The sequence below is a fragment of the Agrobacterium leguminum genome (genome assembly GCF_015704895.1).
GTDB lineage: Bacteria > Pseudomonadota > Alphaproteobacteria > Rhizobiales > Rhizobiaceae > Agrobacterium > Agrobacterium leguminum.
Genome location: NZ_JADQWB010000018.1, coordinates 19,387 through 39,973, shown reverse-complemented (window position 1 = coordinate 39,973; position 20,587 = coordinate 19,387). Strand labels below are relative to the sequence as shown.

The 20,587-nt window shown below is 60.8% G+C and carries 18 protein-coding genes; 11 read left to right on the top strand and 7 right to left on the bottom strand.

What is annotated here, in order from left to right; genetic code table 11:
• Nucleotides 1-76 precede the first annotated feature (76 nt).
• Genes I3J13_RS20940 through I3J13_RS20925 form a run of 4 tightly spaced genes read right to left on the bottom strand, consistent with a single transcriptional unit; the run spans nt 77 to nt 2,667 of the window.
• Nucleotides 77-673, bottom strand: coding sequence for an NUDIX domain-containing protein (locus I3J13_RS20940; RefSeq protein WP_031234327.1), 597 nt, complete (start codon nt 671-673; stop codon nt 77-79).
• 28 nt (nt 674-701) lie between these two features.
• Nucleotides 702-1,547: a PhzF family phenazine biosynthesis protein gene (locus I3J13_RS20935; RefSeq protein WP_196380093.1), complete on the bottom strand. Its 846-nt coding sequence runs from the start codon at nt 1,545-1,547 to the stop codon at nt 702-704.
• Nucleotides 1,548-1,597: 50 nt separating this feature from the next.
• The gene (locus tag I3J13_RS20930) at nt 1,598-2,227 is read right to left on the bottom strand and encodes a LysE family translocator (RefSeq protein ID WP_196380092.1); all 630 of its coding nucleotides are present in this window, start codon (nt 2,225-2,227) and stop codon (nt 1,598-1,600) included.
• A 35-nt stretch (nt 2,228-2,262) separates the two neighbouring features.
• Nucleotides 2,263-2,667: a VOC family protein gene (locus I3J13_RS20925; RefSeq protein WP_196380091.1), complete on the bottom strand. Its 405-nt coding sequence runs from the start codon at nt 2,665-2,667 to the stop codon at nt 2,263-2,265.
• A gap of 136 nt (nt 2,668-2,803) precedes the next feature.
• Here I3J13_RS20925 and I3J13_RS20920 point away from each other — a divergent pair, with 136 nt between their 5' ends.
• From I3J13_RS20920 to I3J13_RS20870, 11 genes are all read left to right on the top strand, one after another.
• Entirely contained in the window at nt 2,804-4,150 is a 1,347-nt protein-coding gene (locus I3J13_RS20920; RefSeq protein ID WP_196380090.1) for an aminotransferase class I/II-fold pyridoxal phosphate-dependent enzyme, read from the top strand.
• Nucleotides 4,151-4,204: 54 nt separating this feature from the next.
• Complete coding sequence (locus I3J13_RS20915) at nt 4,205-4,822, top strand: nucleotidyltransferase domain-containing protein (RefSeq protein ID WP_420867950.1); 618 nt, start codon at nt 4,205-4,207, stop codon at nt 4,820-4,822.
• A 341-nt stretch (nt 4,823-5,163) separates the two neighbouring features.
• Nucleotides 5,164-5,931, top strand: a complete 768-nt coding sequence (locus tag I3J13_RS20910; protein WP_196380088.1) for an aspartate/glutamate racemase family protein — start codon at nt 5,164-5,166, stop codon at nt 5,929-5,931.
• A 16-nt stretch (nt 5,932-5,947) separates the two neighbouring features.
• A complete protein-coding gene (locus I3J13_RS20905; protein WP_196380087.1) occupies nt 5,948-6,886 on the top strand; it encodes an ABC transporter permease in 939 nt (312 codons plus the stop codon).
• On the top strand, nt 6,886-7,689 hold the full coding sequence (locus tag I3J13_RS20900; RefSeq protein WP_196380086.1) for an ABC transporter permease: 804 nt from the start codon (nt 6,886-6,888) through the stop codon (nt 7,687-7,689). The genes I3J13_RS20905 and I3J13_RS20900 overlap by 1 nt, the downstream gene beginning before the upstream one ends.
• A gap of 64 nt (nt 7,690-7,753) precedes the next feature.
• Nucleotides 7,754-8,857 carry an ABC transporter substrate-binding protein gene (locus I3J13_RS20895; RefSeq protein ID WP_236001081.1) on the top strand — a complete coding sequence of 368 codons (1,104 nt, stop codon included), beginning with the start codon at nt 7,754-7,756 and terminating at the stop codon, nt 8,855-8,857.
• Nucleotides 8,858-8,928: 71 nt separating this feature from the next.
• Nucleotides 8,929-9,987, top strand: coding sequence for an ABC transporter ATP-binding protein (locus I3J13_RS20890; protein WP_196380084.1), 1,059 nt, complete (start codon nt 8,929-8,931; stop codon nt 9,985-9,987).
• 96 nt (nt 9,988-10,083) lie between these two features.
• Nucleotides 10,084-11,625: a hydantoinase/oxoprolinase family protein gene (locus tag I3J13_RS20885; RefSeq protein WP_196380083.1), complete on the top strand. Its 1,542-nt coding sequence runs from the start codon at nt 10,084-10,086 to the stop codon at nt 11,623-11,625.
• A gap of 10 nt (nt 11,626-11,635) precedes the next feature.
• A complete protein-coding gene (locus I3J13_RS20880) occupies nt 11,636-12,724 on the top strand; it encodes a DUF917 domain-containing protein (RefSeq protein WP_080821052.1) in 1,089 nt (362 codons plus the stop codon).
• A 1-nt stretch (nt 12,725) separates the two neighbouring features.
• Complete coding sequence (locus I3J13_RS20875; protein WP_080853737.1) at nt 12,726-13,814, top strand: DUF917 domain-containing protein; 1,089 nt, start codon at nt 12,726-12,728, stop codon at nt 13,812-13,814.
• A 90-nt stretch (nt 13,815-13,904) separates the two neighbouring features.
• Nucleotides 13,905-16,649 (top strand): LuxR C-terminal-related transcriptional regulator, encoded by a 2,745-nt coding sequence (locus tag I3J13_RS20870; protein ID WP_236001080.1) that lies wholly within the window; start codon nt 13,905-13,907, stop codon nt 16,647-16,649.
• Nucleotides 16,650-16,702: 53 nt separating this feature from the next.
• Here I3J13_RS20870 and I3J13_RS20865 read toward each other — a convergent pair whose 3' ends face one another.
• From I3J13_RS20865 to I3J13_RS20855, 3 genes are all read right to left on the bottom strand, one after another.
• Nucleotides 16,703-17,665, bottom strand: a complete 963-nt coding sequence (locus I3J13_RS20865) for a hypothetical protein (protein WP_196380082.1) — start codon at nt 17,663-17,665, stop codon at nt 16,703-16,705.
• A gap of 81 nt (nt 17,666-17,746) precedes the next feature.
• Nucleotides 17,747-19,432 carry an ABC transporter permease gene (locus I3J13_RS20860; protein ID WP_196380081.1) on the bottom strand — a complete coding sequence of 562 codons (1,686 nt, stop codon included), beginning with the start codon at nt 19,430-19,432 and terminating at the stop codon, nt 17,747-17,749.
• Nucleotides 19,429-20,526 carry an ABC transporter ATP-binding protein gene (locus I3J13_RS20855; RefSeq protein WP_236001079.1) on the bottom strand — a complete coding sequence of 366 codons (1,098 nt, stop codon included), beginning with the start codon at nt 20,524-20,526 and terminating at the stop codon, nt 19,429-19,431. The genes I3J13_RS20860 and I3J13_RS20855 overlap by 4 nt, the downstream gene beginning before the upstream one ends.
• Between the last annotated feature and the right edge of the window lie 61 nt (nt 20,527-20,587).

The following is a 20,587-nucleotide window of genomic DNA, read 5'->3' as shown; positions in this document are numbered from 1 at the left end:
CGTATTTTTGAATTTCAAAAACGATGATCGGATTGATCCGGCGCTGACGCCCCGGACCGGAGGCATTGGATGAGGATCAGCGTGCCGTGATCTTTTCCTGCAAGAGCCGGATGGCGAGATGCTGGATCAGAATGATCGTCTTGGCATCGCGAATATCGCCGCGGCCGATCATCCGCATCGCCTCGGGCAAGGCGATTTCCAGCACATCGATGTCTTCGCCCTCGTCCGCTGAACCGCCGCCTGCCCCGACCTTATGTTTCTCGGCATATTCACCGTAGAAAAAGGCGAGATATTCCGTGACCGACCCGGGGCTCATATAGATATCGAACAGATGCGTAAGTTCGGAAACCTCATAACCGGTTTCCTCGATCAGTTCCGCACGCATGCGCGTTGCCGGGTCAGCGCCTTCCAGCAGCCCCGCCGGTGTCTCGATCAGCGATTCCAGACCGCCATTCAAAAGCACGGGCAACCGGAACTGGCGGGTCAGCAGGACATTGTCGCTTGCCGGATTGTACAACAGGCATGTCGCCCCGTTGCCGCGATCATATGCCTCCCGGGTCTGCCGTTGCCAGCTTCCGTCCCTCAGCTGAAGTTCATACTCATACTTGGTCAGCCGTCCCCAATCATCCGCCAATACGCGTTCGGAAATGGGGCGGTAAACACTGCTACTCATCAAAGTCACCTCGTTTTCGTCTGTTTTTTCAAAGGCCTTGCAACCGGCCTTCGACATGCGTGCGCGTTTCGCCGCCAACCCATATCTGGCCGGCATCGTCGCGGGTCAGGTAGATGCGGCCGTGGCGGCCAAGGCGCGTTCCCTGCGCCGCGACATAGTCTTCGCCAACCACGCCCGTCGCGAACAGCCATTGCGCCAGCGAGGCGTTGAGGCTTCCGGTGACGGGGTCTTCGACGATGACGCCCAGATGATCGCTGAAGAAGGCGCGAACCTCAAAGGCGGTCTCGCCGCCTTGCGCATGAGGGCCAACCACACCGATATCGATGCGGCCGGGCCAATTGCGGGCCGGGTCGAGGCCAAGCACCTTTTCGGCCGATGCCAGCCTGATTCCCAGCCAGCCGGGACCATTATCGATCCACGCGGCATCGATGATATCGCAAGCCTCGATCCTCAACAGCTGCCGCGCCTCTTCCAGTTCCGTCGGCGTCGGTGCGCCGGAACGGATAAGCGGCGGCGCGGCAAAACAAAGTCGTCCATGCGAGCGCCGGATCGTGACCAGTCCCGCACCGCATTCCTGAACAATGGCGGTTTGATTTTTTGCCATGCCGTTGGCGCAGAGCCAGGCATGGCAGCTGCCAAGTGTGGGATGCCCGGCAAAGGGCAACTCCCTATCCAGCGAGAATATCCTGACCCGGTAATCAGCCTGCGGATGGGTGGGTTGCAGCAGGAAGGTGGTTTCGGAAAGGTTGAACCAGCGCGTCAATCCCTGCATTTCATCCGTCGACAAAGCATCGGCACCGATGACGACCGCCAGCGGATTGCCGGAAAGCGGCCCGGAGCCGAACACGTCGATCATATGGATAGCAAAACTCATGGCATGGCTCTTTCAGTTGGGATTGATCGGCAACGCGGATGGCGGGGCTGTCAGCTCTGCGATAGAAGCAATTTCAGTCCTGCAACGGCAAATACCGCAGAAAGCGCGGATTCGATCCAGCGCCGCAATCTGGTGTAAAGCGCAATCATCGAGGCGGTGGAAAAGAGAAGCGCATAGCTGCCGAATACGATGACACCGAGAAGGGCGCAGCCGCCAATGATCGCCGGCAACATGCCCGCAGGCGCGTCCTCGCGAAAACCCAGCGACATGATCGCTATCCACGCCATGATCGCCTTCGGATTTCCAATATGCATGAGGAGACCCTGCCGGTAGAGCGCCCGATAGGGCGGCGTCGCACGCCCGGTGTTCATCCCCACAAGATCGGAGACCGGCTTCAGGGCCGATCTGCCCGCTCGAAAGGCCAGATACAGCAGGTAGACGCCGCCAAATATCTTGATGATGAAAAGCGCCTGGGCATAGGCGGCCAGCACGGCGGACATGCCCGTCGCCGCAAGAATCGCCCAGAAGAGCGAGCCGGTGATGACACCGGCCGCCAAAGCGAGGGCGGGCAGACGGCCATCACGCATCGCCGTGCCCATGATCGCCATGTTGCTTGGCCCCGGGCTGGCGGTGGCGACGATATAGGTGCCGTAGACGAGGGCGATCTGGCTGACGATCATTCCAATTTCTCCAGAAGCAGGACACTTCCCCAGCACTATTGCTGGAGGTCTCCGCGATGAACGATGTGGACCTTGTTGCCGTCAGGGTCACGCAGATAGGCGCCGAAATAGCCGTCTCCGTAATGCGGGCGTGGCCCCGGAACTCCTTCATCCGTGCCGCCATGCGAAAGGCCGCCGGCATAGGCCATTTCCACCGCCTCTTTCGACGGCGCCAGAAAGGCGACCATGCCGCCGTTGCCAACCGTGGCCGGCTCGCCGTTGAAAGGACGATAGACATAAAAGCGGGGCAACGGGGAGTGTGTTGCCACCCAGCAAAGCGCCGCAGGCCCGCCATCCGGGGCAACGACCCGCCGCGTCAGGCCGAGCGGGACAAGCACGGCATCGTAGAAGCGTTCCGCCCGCTCAAGATCACGCGTTCCGACGGTTACATGGCTGAACATTCGACCCTCCAAGCGCCGGCATGATGGCCGATTGCCCGCCGTAAAGTGTGGATTTCAATCAGCGTCGTCATAGCCTATGTTACACTTGCTGTTTATTGAAATAGTGTAACGTGACACTTTTATCGAAGGTAAGGCTGTGCTGCTGCAATCCCCCTGGACTCCCCGTCTTGCAGATATTGAGGCGAATGCCGCAGAACGGCTGGTGCTTGCTCTTGCCGATGACATCATTGAGGGTCGGCTGACGGGCGGCGACCGTCTGCCCGCCCATCGCGATCTCGCATGGAAACTGGGGGTGGGGCTTGGCACGGTGACAAAAGCCTATTCAGTGCTCGAACGGCGCGGGCTGACACGCAGCGTCAAGGGGCGGGGAACATTCGTGGCGCTCCAGGAGGCGCACAAGGATCGGCAGTTCGACCTCTCCTCCAATGCGCCGCCGGCCACGCTCAACGCCCGCATTCTGGCCAAGACGCTAACGGGGATCGCCCGCAGGATCGATGCGGATCACATCAATCTTTACGCCCCGCCCGCCGGACATCTGGAACACCGTCGCATTCTGGCCCACTGGCTCGAAACGCTGGGCCTGACCGTCGATCCGTCACATCTGGTGCTGACGAGCGGCGCCCGCCAGGCGCTGGCCCTGGCCTTCGATCTCGCCTGCGGCCCAAAAGGCCTGCTCCTGACCGAACGGATCACCTATCCCGGCGCGATCGCACTGGCCCGGCGTAAAGGACACCGGATGCAGGGCGTCGAAATCGATGCCGAAGGCATAGTGCCGGAAGCGCTTGCCGCAGCGCTCGCCGGCACGACGTTGCGTGATGGCGCAGCAGTCTATCTGACGCCGACGCTGCATAATCCGACAACCGTCACCATGGGTACGGCGCGGCGGCAGGTCATTGCGGATATTTGCCGCCGGGCGGGCGTATGGATCATCGAGGACGGTGTTTATGCGGCATCGGCCGAGGCCTTGCCGCCGCTCGCCTCATTGGCTCCTGAAATCTCGTTTCATGTGAACGGGCTCTCCAAGTCCCTTGGTCCCGGCCTGCAGATCGGCGTGCTTGCATTACCGGCAGGGCTGCACGACACCGCCGAAGACCTTTTGCAGGACATGCCGATGGCCCCATCCGCACTCTCCTGCGCGGTGGTTGAGGATTGGCTGACCTCCGGCATCATCTCGTCAATCCAGCGGGATTTACGCCACGAGGCCCGACGGCGCTCCAGCCTGGCGGTTTCATTGCTCGGCACGAACCAGCTTGGCTCGCATCCCGATGCATACAACGTCTGGCTGCCGATGGAACGCGACGCCGCCAATCGTTTCGCATTCGCCGCTACGGCGATGCGTATCAAGTTGACCCCTCCGGAATCCATGCTGGTGAATCCCGGCGATCCGGCGAGCGGTATTCGGCTCTGCCTCGGCGGCCCGTCATTCGACGATCTCACGGAGGCGCTGACGCTTCTGGCGGGGCTGCTGAAGCGTTGGCCTTGAGGCCATCGGCAAATAAACGACAATACGAAAATTGCATGGAAGCGACCGTATATGATGAGTGATCACCCGCTTGTGTCGGACCAGAATGCGTGGAACCCCTGGAGCCCTGCCGAACTGTCCCAGCGACTGGGCGGCGTATCGCGGCCATGGTGCGTTGTCGGCGGCTGGGCTCTCGATCTGTGGCAGGGGAGCAAGACGCGCGAACATGACGATCTCGAATTCACGGTCCTGCGCCAAGATCTGAGTATTTTTCGCCGGAAACTGGATGACATGGAGTTCTATACCGTCAACGATGGCGTTATCGAACCGCTGCCGGCGGACCAGCACCCGGCTCCCGAGATTTTTCAAATATGGTGCTTCGATCGCCCTGCCGGGTGCTGGCGCGCCGATATGATGATCGAGCCGGGGACGAATGACACCTGGGTTTACAAGAGAAATCCGGAAATGACGCGGCCGCGGATCGAAATGGTGTCGCTGACCGCAGACGGCATCCCTTATCTCAATCCCTCCGCCGTGCTTCTGTTCAAGGCAAAGCACAGGCGCCCCAAGGACGAGGACGATTTCGCAAGAGCCCAGCCCAAATTACCTCTTTCGGAAAGCCTTTGGCTGCGAGACTGCCTTGAGCGCCTGCACCCGGGTCACGACTGGGTACGGGCGCTGCGCCTCCCGTAAGGCCCACTTGCGGTTAAACCGTTCGCAAAACGCCAGAAACGCCTCATTTTACGACTTTGATCGCCCAATGTTTAGTCAAATATCGCAGGCGCATCTGTTTTATGCAGCAGTACCTATCTAAACGGATAGGTACTGCGCTTTCAAACCAGCCATACTACCCACCCAAAAGAGTGAAGGCCCTATTCGCCTAAGCTCTTTCGTCCGGCGGCAAGCCGATGCACCGTAAGGCATCGGAACAAGCGGCGCAGTCACCGGAAGCTCGGCAAGCGTCGGATACGCAACTTCAGGCCTGGTTTTGCCCGCATATGCAAGTCGTTGCGGTGCTGAAGGAGATATCGAGAATGCGTGACGTCCATGTTCGTGTCGTATCCCCCATCGTAACACGCGGCTTTCGCAAGCTGGCGGATCTCAAGGCGCTGGAATATTCAGGCATCAGCCTTTCCCACGCCGAAATAGCCACCGGGCCGGGCTCGATTGAAAGCGAGTTCGAGGCGGCGATGTCCGTTCCCGGCACCCTGCTTGAAATAGCCCGCGCCGAACGTGAAGGCGTCGATGCCGTCATCATCGATTGCATGGGCGATCCCGGCCTGCGCCCGGCCCGGGAGATTTCCGGCATGGTCGTTCTCGGGCCATGCCAAACCGGCATGCATGTTGCTTCTATGCTGGGACACAAATTCTCCGTCATCACCGTCATGCGCCGCCTGATCCCGTCTTTTGAAAACACCGCCGCCCTTAGTGGCCTTTCCAGCAAGCTGGCCTCGGTGCGCAGCGTCGATATTCCCGTGCTGGATCTCGAGGCGGACCTTGCCGCCACCGCCCGCCGCCTCGTCGAGGAAGGCAGGAAGGCGGTGGAGGAAGATGGCGCGGAAGCCCTGATTTTCGGCTGCACCGGCCTGATGGGATGCGCCGCCGGCCTGCGTGAAGGGCTGCTTGCCGAGGGCATCGACGTTCCCGTCGTCGACCCCATCCCGACAGCCGTTTCCATTGCCGCCGGCCTTGTTCGCGCCGGTCTTTCCCAGAGCAAGACGACCTATCCGGCCCCCCCGGAAAAGGAACTGATCGGTTACGACGCACTGCACAGGGCCATGTTGCCGCAAGCGGCCGAATGACGGGAGATCACGCAACATGGCGGTATCCGCAATGACGACAACGGACAAGCAGATGGACGGCCTGCCCCTCGCTCAGGTTTCGCCGGCGCGAAAACGCTCCAGCGACGGTTTCGGCTTCTGGCTGCTCCTGCTGCCCGCCCTGATTTTTTTCATCGCCTTTTTCGTCGTGCCCACCGCCTCGCTTTTCGCCCTCGCCTTCAACAAATCGGTGGCCGGCGTCATCACATTGTCGAGCGCGATCACCTTCGACAATTTCGTGCGCATCTTCACCCGCGCCATCTATTACGAGGCCATCCTGCGTTCCGTCGGCATTGCCGCCGTGGTGGCGCTCGTCTGCCTGGTGCTCGGATATCCGCTTGCCTATGTCATCGCCAAAACGGTCAATCCCGGCCGCAACACCCTGCTGATGATCCTCGTATTATCGTCCATGCAGCTCGACATGGTCATCCGGCTCTATGGGCTGATGGTACTTCTGGGTGATAACGGTCTCATCAACGGCGCGCTCATCCGCATGGGCATCGTTTCGCAGCCGCTGCCGCTGATGTACAACATCTTCGGTGTCGTGGTCGGGCTGGTGCAGATCACGCTGCCTTTCATGATCCTCTCCCTGATCGGCATCATCAAATCCATCCATCCGGCGCTGGAAGAGGCGGCCAGATCGCTCGGCGCCTCCCGCACGAGAGCCTTCTTCTCCATCGTGCTGCCGCTTTCCATGCCGGGAATTCTGGCGGGCACGCTTTTGGTCTTCGCACTCGCCATTTCATCCTATGTCGTGCCGGCGCTGATGGGCGGCTGGAAGGTCATGGTCATGCCGATCCACATCTACCAGCAGGTGGCGGAAACCGGGCGCTGGCAATTCGGCGCGGCAATCGCCGTGGTCCTCTTCGTCACCAGCCTGATGGCGATCGCCGTCTATCACCGCGCTGCCATGCGCACCACGGGAGGGCGCAGCTGATGCGTGAGGAATCATCCATTCCGCTGGTTTTCAAGCTTCTGTCGGTCCTGACGCTGACGGTTTTGCTGGTCCCAGTCATCATCGTCATCCTGTCCGGGCTGAATGCCGGCGATTACCTGACCTTTCCGCCGCAGGGTTTTTCCCTGCGCTGGGTCTATGCCTTCCTGACCTCGCCGACCTTCCTTTCGGCCTATGGCGTTTCCTTCCTCGTTGCCGGCATCTCGACAGCGATTTCGACGGTGCTCGGCACCATGGCGGCCCTTTTCCTGACACGGTCGTCCAGCCGGCTTGTCGCACCTTTGCGCGCCTTCTTCATGATGCCCATCGTCCTGCCGGGGGTGGTGCTTGGCCTTGCGCTCTATGTGTTCTACGTCACCACCGGCATCGGGTTGGCGCGGAGCATGGCGGGCCTGATCGTCGGCCATGTCATCGTCACCTGCCCCTTCGTCATCGCCACGGTCACCGCCGCCCTCGTCGGCTTCGACCGCAGCCTGGAAGAGGCGGCGCGCTCGCTCGGGGCGTCTCCCTTCACCGCTTTCCGGCTCGTGACGCTGAAGATCATTTCACCGGCCATTTCGGCTGGCACCATCTTCGCTTTCATCATTTCCTTCGGCCAGTTCGAGGTGACGCTCTTTCTCTCGACGCCAAACCTGCAAACCTTGCCGATGGCCATGTATGTGGCGCTGCGCTACGCCTTCGAACCCACTGCGGCTGCGGCAGGCATATTCGCCATCCTTCTCGTCGTCGTCTCGATGGTGGCGACCTCCAGGCTCATCAATCTGAAGCGCATTTTCGGCGGCTAGGGCCCCGCCGGACATTCAATGAACTACCCGTATCCATAGATTCAAAAACAAGGGGAACATGGACATGACAGGAATGACATTCGATCCCGGCCGCCGCAGGCTCCTCAAGATGGGTGCTGCAGCGGCAACCTTGCCGCTCTTTAACATCAACCACGCCTTCTCGCAGGACGTGACCTATGACGGTTCCGTTTTCGATGCCGGCGGCGCGGTGTTGCGTATCGGGGAATGGGGCGGCCCCTGGGGCGAGCTGGTCAATAAATATCTGCTGACCGACTTCGCGAAAGATTTCAACTGCAAGATCGAATATGATTCCACCTGGCCGTGGTTTCCGAAATTCGTCGCCAACGGGCCGAAGAAACCGCCGCTCGACATCACCAACTGGAACCTGCCGGAAATGTTCAAGACGGCGGCGGCGGGCGATTTCTTCCACACGATCGACGAAATTCTTCCCAATGTGCCGAACGGCAAAAATCTCTGGCCCTTCGCCACCTCGAACGGCGTCGGCGTCACCTGGGCCTTCAACCAGTATGTGCATGCCTATCGCACCGATCTCGTTACCCCGCCGCCGACCAGCTTCAAGGACATGTGGAAGCCGGAATTCGCCGGCAAGCGCGGCACCTACATCACCTCCAACACGCTGCAGATGGATTTCTTCCTCGTCGCCTGCTCGCTGTTCGGCAAGGATCAGTATGATCTCGATGCCGGTTACAAGGCGATGAAGGAATTGATGCCCGCCAAGATTTCGGATTTCACCGGCAACATGCAGACGCTGATGGATCGCGGTGAAGTGGTCATCGCCGTGCAGAGCGACGCCGAACCCATGCAGGCTCGCGACAAGGGCGCGCCTTTCGCCGTGATGTACTGGAAAGAACTTCAGCCGATCCTCACCCAGACCTACACGGTCAGCCGCTATTCCGAGCCGACCCAGAAGAAGCTTGCCTATGCGCTTCTCAACCGGGCGCTGGAGCCGTCCTTCATGACCAATATGGGCAAGGAATTTTACCTGCGCCCCACCGTCTCCAATGCCGTCCTGCCGGACAATCTCGTCAAGGCCGGCATCGTCAACAGCGCCGACGCCACCAAGGATTTCTGGCTGCCGGACTGGAAAGCCTATCTCGAAAACGAAGACGAGATCGTCGAGACCGTGAACGAAATCTTCGCGGGCTGACCCTCGCACCCGCAGAACGTCGTGGCCGGTCCCGCCGGCCACGCCCCAGAGGGAAAGGACAACGGAAGCCGATGTCGGATATTCAACTGAAAAGCCTCGTCAAATCATATGGCGACAATGTCGCGGTCGCGGGCATCGATCTGCACATAGAGCAGGGCGAGTTCTTCTCGCTGCTGGGACCTTCCGGCTGCGGCAAGTCGACGACATTGCGCATGATCGCCGGCTTCATCCGCCCATCATCGGGGCAGATCCTGATCGGATCGGATGATGTCACCCATCTGCCGCCCGAAAAGCGCGACATCGGCATCGTCTTCCAGAATTATGCGATTTTTCCGCATATGAACGTGGCAGAAAACATCGCCTTCGGCCTGAAGCTGCGAAAGAAATCCAGAGAGGAAATCGACAGCTCCGTCGCCTTCGCGTTACGCCAGGTCGGGCTGATGGGATATGAAAACCGCTATCAGCGCCAGCTCTCCGGCGGCGAGCAGCAGCGTGTGGCCCTTGCGCGCGTGCTGGTCACCGAACCGCGCATCCTGCTTCTGGATGAGCCGCTTTCGGCGCTCGACAAATCGCTGCGGGAGGAAATGAAATACTGGATCAAGGATCTGCAAAAGAAGCTCGGCATCACCACCGTTTACGTGACCCACGATCAGGATGAGGCGCTCACCATGTCCGACCGCATCGGCGTGATGCAGAAAGCCAGAGTCGAGCAGGTGGGCACGCCCCAGGAAATCTACGAAAGGCCAAAGACGCTTTTCGTGACCACCTTTATCGGCCAGTCCAACGTCATCGACGCCACGGTGAGAGGCCGCGAAGGCGAAAGGCTCGCGGTCCGCTTCGGCGACAGCACGGCGCTGACCCGGCTTCCATCCGACAATTTTGCCGAAGGAAAGGCCGTCAAGCTGGTGGTCAGGCCGGAAAACATCATCATCGGCAAGGCTGGTACCGGCCTTGCGGCAACCGTCGTTTCGGAAACCTATCAGGGCGCCCTTGTCCGCTACCATCTCTCGGTCGGCGGGCAGGATATCGTCGCCGAACGGCAGAACCAGTCCCATCTTGCGCGGCTTTCCCCCGGACAGGCGATCGGCGTGACGTGGGACCCGGAACGATCCGAAGTCTTGGTGGCCTGAGACCCGGCCACCAGAACCAGAAAATCGGGAAAGGATGCAATGTGCGGTGACCAGCCGCGCAGGCGCCCTTCCCTTGTCAATCGACAGGAGAAAGACATGCGTATTGGCATTGATGTGGGTGGTACGAATACCGACGCCGCCCTTATGGATGGGGCAGCGGTCATCGGCGCCTGCAAAAGCCCGACAACGGCCGATGTCGGCTCGGGCATCGTGGCGGTGCTGAAAAAGCTACTTGGCATGACGGGCGTATCCGTCTCGCAAATTCAGGCGGTGATGATCGGCACGACCCATTTCACCAATGCCGTGGTGGAGCGCAAACGCCTGCTGGAAGTTGCCGCCATCCGCCTCGGCCTGCCGGCAACCAAGGGCCTGCCGCCGCTGACCGACTGGCCGAAGGACCTTGCCGACACGCTTGGCCGCCACACCTTCATGCTGCGCGGCGGACATGAATTCGACGGGCGCACCATCGCGCCTCTCGACGAAAAGGGATTGATGGAGGTTGCCGCCACCGTGCGCGAACGCGGCCTGAAGACGGCGGCCATCACCTCGGTTTTTTCGCCGGTCACGCCGGAAATGGAGCTTCGCGCCGCCGAAATCCTGCGCGATGCGGTTCCCGACATCGCCATCTCGCTCAGCCATGAAATCGGCAGGGTGGGTTTCCTTGAGCGTGAAAACGCCTCGATCATGAATGCCTCGCTGGCCGAGCTTTCCCGCAAGGTCGTCTCCTCCTTCCGCAGCGCGCTGAAGGAACTCGACATCAAGGCGCCCTTTTTCATTAGCCAGAACGACGGAACATTGATGTCTCCCGACTATGTGGAGCGTTATCCCGTCCTTACCTTCGCCTCCGGTCCCACCAATTCCATGCGTGGCGCTGCGATGCTGGCCGGTGTCAAGGAAGCCATGGTGGTGGATATTGGCGGCACGACATCGGATGTCGGCATGCTCGTGCACGGTTTTCCGCGTGAATCGGCGGTTGCGGTCGATATTGGCGGCGTGCGCACCAATTTCCGCATGCCGGACGTGCTGGCAATCGGGCTTGGCGGCGGCTCGCTGGTGCGTGACGAGGGTACGCGCATCGGTCCCGATTCCGTCGGTTACGAAATCACCAGCAAGGCGCTGGTTTTCGGCGGCGATACGCTGACAACTACGGATATCGTGGTGGCGGCCGGGCTGGAGGATATTGGCGACCGCTCCCGCGTTGCGCATATTCCCGCAAAAACCATCGAAAACGCGCTCGACACCATGCATCGCATGGTCGATGAGGCCGTGGATCGCATGAAGACCAGCGCCGATCCGCTTCCCGTCATTCTGGTGGGCGGCGGCTCCATTCTGGTCTCGCGCGACCTGCCTTCGGCATCGAAGGTTCTGAGGCCACAAAACGCCTCCGTCGCCAATGCCATCGGCGCGGCCATCGCGCAGGTGGGCGGCGAGGTTGACCGCATCTTCTCGCTGGAAGGCACCTCGCGTGACGCCGTTCTGGCAAGCGCAAAGGCCGAGGCTTCGGAACGCGCGGTGAAGGCAGGGGCGGCAGCCGCCTCCGTCAAGATCATGGACATCGAGGAAGTGCCGCTTGCCTATCTGCCTGGCAGCGCCACCCGCATCCGCGTCAAGGCGGTCGGCGACCTGGTGATCGGTTGAGGACATGGCGATGAAACTCACACGCGAACATCTTGCCGATCTTGCCGTCGGCGCGGCTTTTCTCGGAACCGGCGGCGGCGGCGATCCCTATGTCGGGCGCATGATGGTACAGCAATGCCTGGACGAAGGCTGCGAGGTCGAGTTGATCGACCCCAGTGAATTGCCGGACGACAGCCTCGTCATCCCGACAGCCATGATGGGTGCGCCGACCGTGCTGGTGGAGAAAATCCCGTCTGGCGAAGAGGCCATCTTCTCGCTCCGTCGCCTTGAGAAAAGGCTCGGCAAAAAAGCCGGCTACACCATGCCGATTGAGATAGGCGGCATCAATTCCACCATTCCGCTGGTCGTTGGCGCCCGGCTCGGTCTGCCCATCGTCGATGCCGACGGTATGGGGCGCGCCTTTCCGTTTCTGGAAATGGAGACATTCGGCGTTTACGGCATATCCGGCTCCCCCATGGCGGTGAGCAACGAGTGGGGTGATTGCGCGCTGATCGAGGCCGTCGACAACAGGCAGATGGAATGGCTCTCCCGCGCCGTCGCCATTCGCATGGGCGGCTGCGCCTATATTGCCGAATATGCCATGAGCGGCGCGGAGGTGAAGCGCACCGCCATTCCCAATACGCTGACACTGGCGATCCACATCGGCAAGGTGTTGCGCAAGGCGCAGGAGGACCACATCAATCCCATTGAGGCGCTTCTCGGTTTCCTGCCATCCACGCTTTACCGTTACGGTCGCGTCATCTTTCAGGGAAAGATCGTCGATGTGATGCGCGAAACCAAAGCCGGTTTCACCATTGGCCGTGCCCGCATCGAAGCCGTCGCGCCATTCACGTCGCAGATGGAAATCGAAATCCAGAACGAGAACCTGATCGCCAGGCAGGATGGCAGGGTAAGAGCCATCGTGCCGGACCTGATCTCGATCATGAACACGGAAACCGCCGAACCAATCACCAGCGAAAACCTGCGTTACGGCCAGCGCGTCACCGTGGTCGCCGTCTCCGTGCCCGAGATCATGCGCACCCCGGAAGCCCTGAACGTCTTCGGCCCGGCCTGCTTCGGCCTGAAGGAACCCTTTACCTCCATCGAGGAGATCGACTGACATGGCAATCATCACGGAGCAGGACATAGACGATCTGGCCGTCGGCGCGGCCGTTCTCGGCACCGGCGGCGGCGGCGATCCCTATATCGGCAAGCTTCTGGCCAAGGCCGCCATCGAAAAATACGGACCGGTCGATCTGATCGCGCTCGACGCGGTGCCCGATGGCGCAGCCGTCGTCGCCTGCGGCGCGATGGGAGCGCCCACCATCCTCATCGAAAAAATCCCATCCGGCGAAGAGGGCGACCTTGCGCTTGAAACCTATGAGGATCACACCGGCATCGATGTCGGCGCCATCATTCCCTTCGAGGCGGGCGGCATCAATTCCATGATACCCATCGTGCTGGCGGCCAAAAAGCGCGTGCCCGTCATCGATGCGGACGGCATGGGCCGTGCCTTCCCGCAGCTTGAAATGGAAACCTTCAACGTCTACGGCGTGCCGGCAAGCCCGGTGGCGGTGGCCGACGAACGCGGCAACCGCGTGCTGATCGAGACCGAAGACGCCGCCAAGGCCGAGTGGCTGGCCCGTGGCGTGACCATCCGCATGGGCGGGCAGGCCTATATCGTCAATTACGGCATGGATGGCGAAACGGCTAAACGCGTTTCGGTGCCCGCCACCATGTCGCTTGCCATCGGCATTGGCCGGACCCTGCGCGAGGCTGCCGCAGGGCATCTCGACCCGGTCAGGGCGCTTGTCGATTTTTTTGCGGGCACGCATTACGGCCATGCCGAAATCATCACCTCCGGCAAGGTTTGCGATGTCGCCCGCAAGGAGGAAAACGGCTGGTCGGTCGGGATTGCCACCATCGAACCCTTCGACACCTCGAAACCGAAAGTCAAAATCCGCATCCAGAACGAAAACCTCGTGGCGGAGGAAGAAGGCGGACGCGTGCTGGCGATCGTCCCCGATCTCATCACCGTGCTCGACATCGACACGGCCGAAGCCATCACCACCGAGAGGCTGCGTTATGGACAACGCGTGAACGTGCTTGCCGTGCGTGTGCCGCCCATCATGCGCACGCCGGAAGCGCTGGCCGTCTTCGGTCCCGCCGCCTTCGGCCTGCCGCAAGCCTACCGGCCACTCGGCTCTTGACGAACGCCCGGCATCAGGCGCTGATAATGCCCTGCCCTTTCCGGACATCATTCCGGCTGGGGCCGGTCGTTCAGTGACGAAAGAGGACCGATGCCGAGCCGTGTCTTGCGTGAAAAGCCGTTGCATGCCGTAAGAACCTTTACCGGCGCCGGGTTGCGCTTCAGCCCGCCGCGCATGCTTTTTTCAGGCATCGAAAGACCCTATCTGCTCTCCAAGCTGGCCGCAGGGCTTTCCAGACAGATCGTCGTTCTTCGCGCCCCGCCCGGTTTCGGCAAGACCGCCCTGATGAAAGCGGCCTATGAACGTCTGGTGGACGGCACCCTCACTTTGCCGGGCATGCGCGATACGGCGGTTTCCCATTGCTCCTGGCTCAACGCGTCGGGCATTGCATCGCCTGAGCGTTTCGTCGGTGAATTGCGTCAATCGCTTGGCCTTGCCGCAATGGCGGACACGCAGGATGCGATGACGGACGCCATGGAAGCGGTGGCGCGGCGCGAGGGCCTGACCATTCTTTTCATCGACAATGTCGACGAAATCGACACCGGCAGCCGATACCGGCTTCTGGAGCAGCTCATTCTTTCCGCGCCCGATACGCTCCGTATCGCCTGCTCGTCCTGTTCTCCCGCGCAATTGCCGCTTGCCCGGCTGAAGGCACGCGGGGTATTGACGGAGGTGACGGCGCGAGAGCTCGAATTCGGGCGATCCGACCTGCGGCGGCTTCTGGCCCGTGGCGCGATGGCGGCGCTTGTCGATCCCCTGATGGAAATCACCCGTGGCTGGCCAGCGCTGGCGCAACTCGCCACCGGCATCGTGACCGGAGGCCCGACGGAAGAAGAGCGGCGCCTGTTGCTCGCCGGGACCCATGCCGATTTGATGGACTACACGCGCGAAACCGTCATCAACCGGCTTTCTCCGGCGCTCCTGTCCACCCTGCGCCGATTGTCGCCTTTCTCGGAATTTCGTCTTGATCTCGCCTCCGACCTCGGTTTGCCCGGCTTGACGGAAGAGGATCTGGCCATGCTGGAGGCCATGCATCCCATTATCGAAAACGGGCCGAATGGCTGGCTCTCCCTGCACCCCGTGCTTCGCACCTGCCTCGAACGGGACACCGCCTTCGTTTCGGAAACGGAAAAGAAGGCGTTGCATCGCCAGGCCGCCCTCTGGTTTGCAACCCGCGCCCATCTGGAACGCGCCGTTTCCCACGCCGCCCAGAGCGGCGATTTCCATATGGCGGAAGAAATCATCGGCAAGGCCGGCGGTGTCGATATTTTCCTGCGGGCTGGGCATCAGGTGCTGGAGCACCTCATCGATAATTTTCCGCCGGAAATCCTGCATGCGTCGCCCGGCCTGATGGTCTGTTATGCCGTGGTGCTCTCCAAGCGCGGCAACGCGGCGGCCGGGCGCGAACGGCTCGATATTCTGAAAGAAAACGGCGAATGGTCCGCTGCCGCACTTGCCGCCGTCGACCGTAGCGTCCTCGACCATATCGACAGCCTGATCGATGTTTATGAAGACCGCCGCATGAGCGCTGCCGAGGCGCAACGGCTGGAACGGGCCGCCGCCGCCCTGCCGCCGCATGCCACGTGGGAACTGGCCTGGCTCTTCAACCACCTCTGCATCATTTACACCCGGACCGGCGAGCTTGAGGAGGCGCGGCGGGCGGCGCTGAAGGCGCTCGGATATTACCGCGAGGAAAAAACGCCCTATGCCCAGGTCTTCATGCTCATCCACCTCGGCCTCGTCAGCACGCTGACCGGTGAATTTTCCGCCGCCCTGCAGTTTTGCCGGGAGGCCGAGGAACTGGTGGAACGGGTGCACTGGACGGACCGGAATCTGCTCGCCATCGTCCGCCTCGCAACTGCCGACGTGCTTTATCAGCAGGGTGAGGTGCTTCACGTCGAGCAGACGCTGACGGAATGCGTGGAGCCGCTGATACGCGGCGAAAGCTGGGTCGACCTTTTCATGCGCCTGTTCTGGCTGCTGGCCCGCAGCCGTCTTCAGGTCAGCGGTTTCGACGCCGCCGCTGCCGCAATCGACAAGGCGGAGGAAGTGGCGGTGGAGCGCAACCTGCCCCGCCTGAAGACCGCGGCTGCGATCATGCGTGTCGATCTGCTCGTCAGGGCCGGCATGATCGAGTCGGCGACGCAGGCGATGGAACGGGTGGAAACCCTGAAACAGGCGGGCGGTCCCGGCAACTGGACCTGGCGCGAGGCCTATGATTTCGACATCGCCAGCGCCCGGTTTGCGCTTGCGCAGGGGCAGGCGCTGCAGGCATTGCTAAGGCTCGAAGCCCTGATCCTTTCCGCCAAGGCGTCCGGCCGCGCCTATCACCGCATGCTGGCCGAAATCATGGCGGTACAGGCATCGTGGAAAGCAGGCCGGCAACAACAGGCCTTCGCCTATCTGCAATCGGCCATCGCCCTTGCCCGCGCTCACGAGGCGACGCAGCTCTTTACCGATGAGGGGCACGATCTTGCCACCACATTGCGCGCCATCGTGCGCCGTTTCGGGCTGAAGGTATTCAGCCCGAACGCGGTGGAATTCATGAGCCGCATCGTCGGACACGGCCTTGGCCGTCAGCCACGTACGGTGATGCCGCTGGGCGGCAATGACGACGGCACAACACATGCCGCCGGACTGCTGAGCGGGCGGGAAACCACCGTTTTGAAACTTCTCTCCGAAGGCCGCAGCAACAAGGAAATGGCCCGCGATCTCGGCCTTTCGGAAGCAACCGTGAAATTCCACCTGAAGAACATCTATGCGAAGCTTGGCGTCAGCCGGCGCGGCATGGCCGTCTCCGTCAGCAAACATCTCAAGCTGACCGACCGCGAATGACGCCGACATCGATATGCGATGTCGGCCGGCTCACATGAGGTTCGTAAACTGGACTACCCTTGAACCAGTTTGAGGCAAATGACGGTCCTGTCATCGCTGAATTCCGCCGTTGTCGAACCTTTGACGGACGGATACTCACGCAGCTTGTGAAAATCCGCCGCCTCGACACGCGCGAATTCCGCTTCCCAGGCCGCAACATCCGTCCCCGCCGGCAGGGACAAATAGCCGTCGGAGAATATTTCAACGCTCGAGAGCCCGTCTTTGGCGATGCGGACGTCAACCGTCCCCTCCTGCATGACGGTTCCGCCATTCACCGAGGCGTAACCCAGTACATGCCCGTGCCGGTTTGCGAATTGCGGCTGGACGCGGATTCCACCCATCAGGAATTCCTCGACCGTTTCAATGTCGTTCTCAAGGCCGCTCATCCCGGCCGCGGCAATAACGACATTTTCCGCATCCCGCGCCGTCATGATACCGTTTGCGACAGCCGAACGCAGGCCTGAGAAGATCGTCGCGCGCGTGCGCGCCTCGGCCGCATCGCCATCGCCGATGGCGGCGAGAAGCTGTTTGAACACGAATATACGCGCCGAAGTGCTTACCGTATCGATCAGCTTTGTGTGCTGAAACAGACGGGTGCCATTGATCCTGACGCCGGAATCGCCGGCAAGCAGCAGGCGGAAGCTGTCGCCCATATCCGCCATGATCGCCAATGTGGTCGATGGCGGATGGCCGGCATTGATGCGCTGCGCCTCCTTTTTCAGGATATCGCTGATATTCTGAAAAAGCGCGGGCGCGGCGAGTGTTTCCAGCCTGCCGTCAAGGCTCATCTCAGCCACGGCATTGGCGGCGGCAAGGGCCGCGATGCGGCCGGAACTCAGCCCGCTGTAACTTGCTCCGGTCGGGTCGGTCGCGCCGTCGAAAACGGCCAGAACCCGTCCGGGAATGAGAAGCGCCACATCGTCCCCCGGCTTTGCGGCGTTCTTGTATTTCGATTGCGAAAAGCTCGCGATATTCATCTTTCTGGTGTCCTTGCAGAGGGAGGCTGGCGGCGACACATGGGTCGCCGCTGCTGCAGTTTTGAATGATATTTGATGGTTTCAGACGAAAGAGGCTTCCTTGTCTTCCGAAAGCCGGAAGACGACGAAGACGCAAAGTCCGGTGCTGACGAGAAGTAAGGTGGAAAGAGCCGCGGCCGTGCCGAACTCGCCGTCAATCACCTGAATATAGATCAGCACGGGCATCGTAATCGTCCGCGCCGTGTAAAGGATCAGCGTCGAGGACAATTCGTTGATGGCGGTGATGAAGCTCATCAAGGAACCGATGATGAGCCCCGGCAACATCAGCGGCACCGTCACCGATATGAACGTCTTTGCCGGCGAAGCGCCGAGATTGACCGCGGCCTCCTCGATGGAAGGCTTGATCTGCCGCAGGATCGAGGTCGTGGAGCGGACGCCGTAAGGCAGGCGGCGGATAAACACCAGCAGGATGATGATGAGTGCCGTGCCGGTAATGTCAAAAGGCGGATAACGGAACGTCGTGACGTAGCCGATCGCCATGACGACGCCGGGTATCAGATAGGGAACCATCAGCAGAAGATCGAGCGAGCCCGAGACTGCATTGTCCCGCCTGACCACGATGAAAGACAGCAGGCCGGAAACGATGGCGATCAACACCACGGCGGCAATCGCAAAGGTGAAGCTGTTGGCAATCGCCTGCGGTGAATCGCGAAGAATGCGGGCATAGCTGTCCAACCCGAAACCGCCTGTGAAGACGGGGCCGTTCGTTGCGAGGAACGATGTGTAAATGACCGTAAGGGACGGCAGCATGGCGACAAAGACGACCAGATAGCAGAAACCGTGCACGATGAAAGATTTCAGCGGGCGCATGGAGCGCTTTACCGGCCGGTTCGTCAATGAGCTGGCATAACGGCGCTTGGCGAGAATGTGCCGCTGCAACAGAAGTGCTGCCATGGAAATCGCAATCATCACCATGGAAATCGTGACTGCCATGGTCGGCGTGCCGGCCATTTCGGAGGTATATTGCGCATAGGCAATGGTCGAGAGCGTCCTGATGCCCTTGCCGAGGATTGCCGGAGTTCCGAAGTCTGCGATGGACAATACGAAGCAGATGATCGCGCCGGTGCTGACTGCCGGAAAGACCAGCGGCAAGGTGATCTTGCGGAAGCGTTCGAACGCCGTGCAGCCGAGGTTTTCCGCCGCATCCTCATAGGATTTGTTGATGGTGTTCAGCGCATTTTCCGTCATTAGAAAGATATAGGGAAAGAACTTCAGGCTGAAGACCATCACGATGCCCGGTATCCCGTAGATGGTCGGCAATGAAATGCCGGCGAAAGACAGGAGATTGGTGACCGCACCGTTGGCGCCGAACAGCATGATCCAGGCATAGGCGCCGATGAAGGGCGGCGCGCACAGAACCAGCACCGCGAAGGTGGCAATGAAGGTACGGCCCTTGATGCGGTAACGCGAGGTGCAGAAGGCAAGCGGAATACCAAGCAGGCAGGCCCCCAACATGCCGAGCACGCCGATGACAAGCGTGTTCCACAATGCCACGGTATAAAAACGCCGCGTCAGCACCTGAGCATAGTTGCCGAAACCGAAATCACCCGTCTTGGCGTCGAAGAAGCTGATGAAGAACACGCTGAAAATGGGCAGGATCAAAAAGATCGCCAGTATGACAACGGCAAATGCCGTCACGCTGGTCCAGAAGCCCGGCAGTCTCAGGCGGAAGCCGCCCGTGGTTGCGGTCGCGGTCATATCCGTCATGACAGGCGCTCCCCGGTAACGCCCTCACCGAAGAGTTTGGTATCGCCCGCAGACCAGGAGAAAACCGTTTTCTGGCCGGGCTGAAGGGCGATGATATCGGGCGACGGCTTGGTGATCGCCTCGATTTCCTCTCCCGACGACAGCACCGCGGCAACATTCATCTCGCGGCCGGTGAAGCTGACCTGCCTTATGGTGACAGGCAGTTCGATACGGCGTTCATCTTCGGTCGCAGGCGAGCCGACGGTAATCGCCTCAGGACGGATGGCGGCAACGACCGTTCGTTGCGGCGCAATGGCGTCGACCTGCGGCAGCCCCACTTTGTGCCCGGAAATGGATGTCCGCCCACCCGAACGATCCAGCGTCAGGAAGTTGTTTGCCCCGACGAAGGAGGCGACGAAACGGTTGGCGGGGTTGTTATAGACCTCCCAGGGCGCTGCGGCCTGCTGGATGACGCCGCCATACATCACACAGACCAGATCGGACATGGCAAGCGCCTCCTCCTGATCGTGGGTCACATAAACCGTGGTAATGTTCATGGCCTGCTGGATTTCGCGCAGCTCGCGCCGCAGATCCACGCGCAGTTTCGCATCGAGGTTGGATAGGGGCTCGTCCATCAACAACACTTTCGGATTGATGACGAGCGCACGCGCCAGACCGACACGCTGCTGCTGACCGCCGGATAATTCATGCGGCATGCGCTTGGCGTAGGGAGCGAGCTGCACGATGTCGAGAATCTTGCCGACGCGTTCGCGAATCTCGGTGGAAGATGCCTTGCGCTGCTTCAAACCGAAGGCGATGTTGTCGAATACGGAAATATGCGGAAAGACCGCATAATCCTGAAAGACCATGCCGACATCGCGCTTATGCGCAGGCACATGTTCGATCGCCTGTCTTTCGATGCTGATACTGCCGCTATCCTGCTGATGAAACCCGGCGATCGTGCGCAGGAGGGTCGTCTTGCCGCATCCGCTCGGACCGAGAAGCGTAAAAAACGATCCCGAGGGGATGGAGATATTGATGTCGGAGAGGGCAACGACATCCCGGTAACTCTTCTTGATGCTGGTGATTTCCACGGCGGCCATGTGCTGCTCCATGACAGATCCTGCACGGCCAGTGACCACGCTGGACAAAACGAAAGCGAATTGTGAATGGGAT

Bases quoted from the DNA above. Each gene is read 5' to 3' on its own strand.
- I3J13_RS20940 (WP_031234327.1), bottom strand. From the start codon at position 673: ATGAGTAGCAGTGTTTACCGCCCCATTTCCGAACGCGTATTGGCGGAT.
- I3J13_RS20935 (WP_196380093.1), bottom strand. From the start codon at position 1,547: ATGAGTTTTGCTATCCATATGATCGACGTGTTCGGCTCCGGGCCGCTT.
- I3J13_RS20930 (WP_196380092.1), bottom strand. From the start codon at position 2,227: ATGATCGTCAGCCAGATCGCCCTCGTCTACGGCACCTATATCGTCGCC.
- I3J13_RS20925 (WP_196380091.1), bottom strand. From the start codon at position 2,667: ATGTTCAGCCATGTAACCGTCGGAACGCGTGATCTTGAGCGGGCGGAA.
- I3J13_RS20915 (WP_420867950.1), top strand. From the start codon at position 4,205: ATGAGTGATCACCCGCTTGTGTCGGACCAGAATGCGTGGAACCCCTGG.
- I3J13_RS20910 (WP_196380088.1), top strand. From the start codon at position 5,164: ATGCGTGACGTCCATGTTCGTGTCGTATCCCCCATCGTAACACGCGGC.
- I3J13_RS20905 (WP_196380087.1), top strand. From the start codon at position 5,948: ATGGCGGTATCCGCAATGACGACAACGGACAAGCAGATGGACGGCCTG.
- I3J13_RS20900 (WP_196380086.1), top strand. From the start codon at position 6,886: ATGCGTGAGGAATCATCCATTCCGCTGGTTTTCAAGCTTCTGTCGGTC.
- I3J13_RS20895 (WP_236001081.1), top strand. From the start codon at position 7,754: ATGACAGGAATGACATTCGATCCCGGCCGCCGCAGGCTCCTCAAGATG.
- I3J13_RS20890 (WP_196380084.1), top strand. From the start codon at position 8,929: ATGTCGGATATTCAACTGAAAAGCCTCGTCAAATCATATGGCGACAAT.
- I3J13_RS20885 (WP_196380083.1), top strand. From the start codon at position 10,084: ATGCGTATTGGCATTGATGTGGGTGGTACGAATACCGACGCCGCCCTT.
- I3J13_RS20880 (WP_080821052.1), top strand. From the start codon at position 11,636: ATGAAACTCACACGCGAACATCTTGCCGATCTTGCCGTCGGCGCGGCT.
- I3J13_RS20875 (WP_080853737.1), top strand. From the start codon at position 12,726: ATGGCAATCATCACGGAGCAGGACATAGACGATCTGGCCGTCGGCGCG.
- I3J13_RS20870 (WP_236001080.1), top strand. From the start codon at position 13,905: ATGCCGAGCCGTGTCTTGCGTGAAAAGCCGTTGCATGCCGTAAGAACC.
- I3J13_RS20865 (WP_196380082.1), bottom strand. From the start codon at position 17,665: ATGAATATCGCGAGCTTTTCGCAATCGAAATACAAGAACGCCGCAAAG.
- I3J13_RS20860 (WP_196380081.1), bottom strand. From the start codon at position 19,432: ATGACGGATATGACCGCGACCGCAACCACGGGCGGCTTCCGCCTGAGA.
- I3J13_RS20855 (WP_236001079.1), bottom strand. From the start codon at position 20,526: ATGGAGCAGCACATGGCCGCCGTGGAAATCACCAGCATCAAGAAGAGT.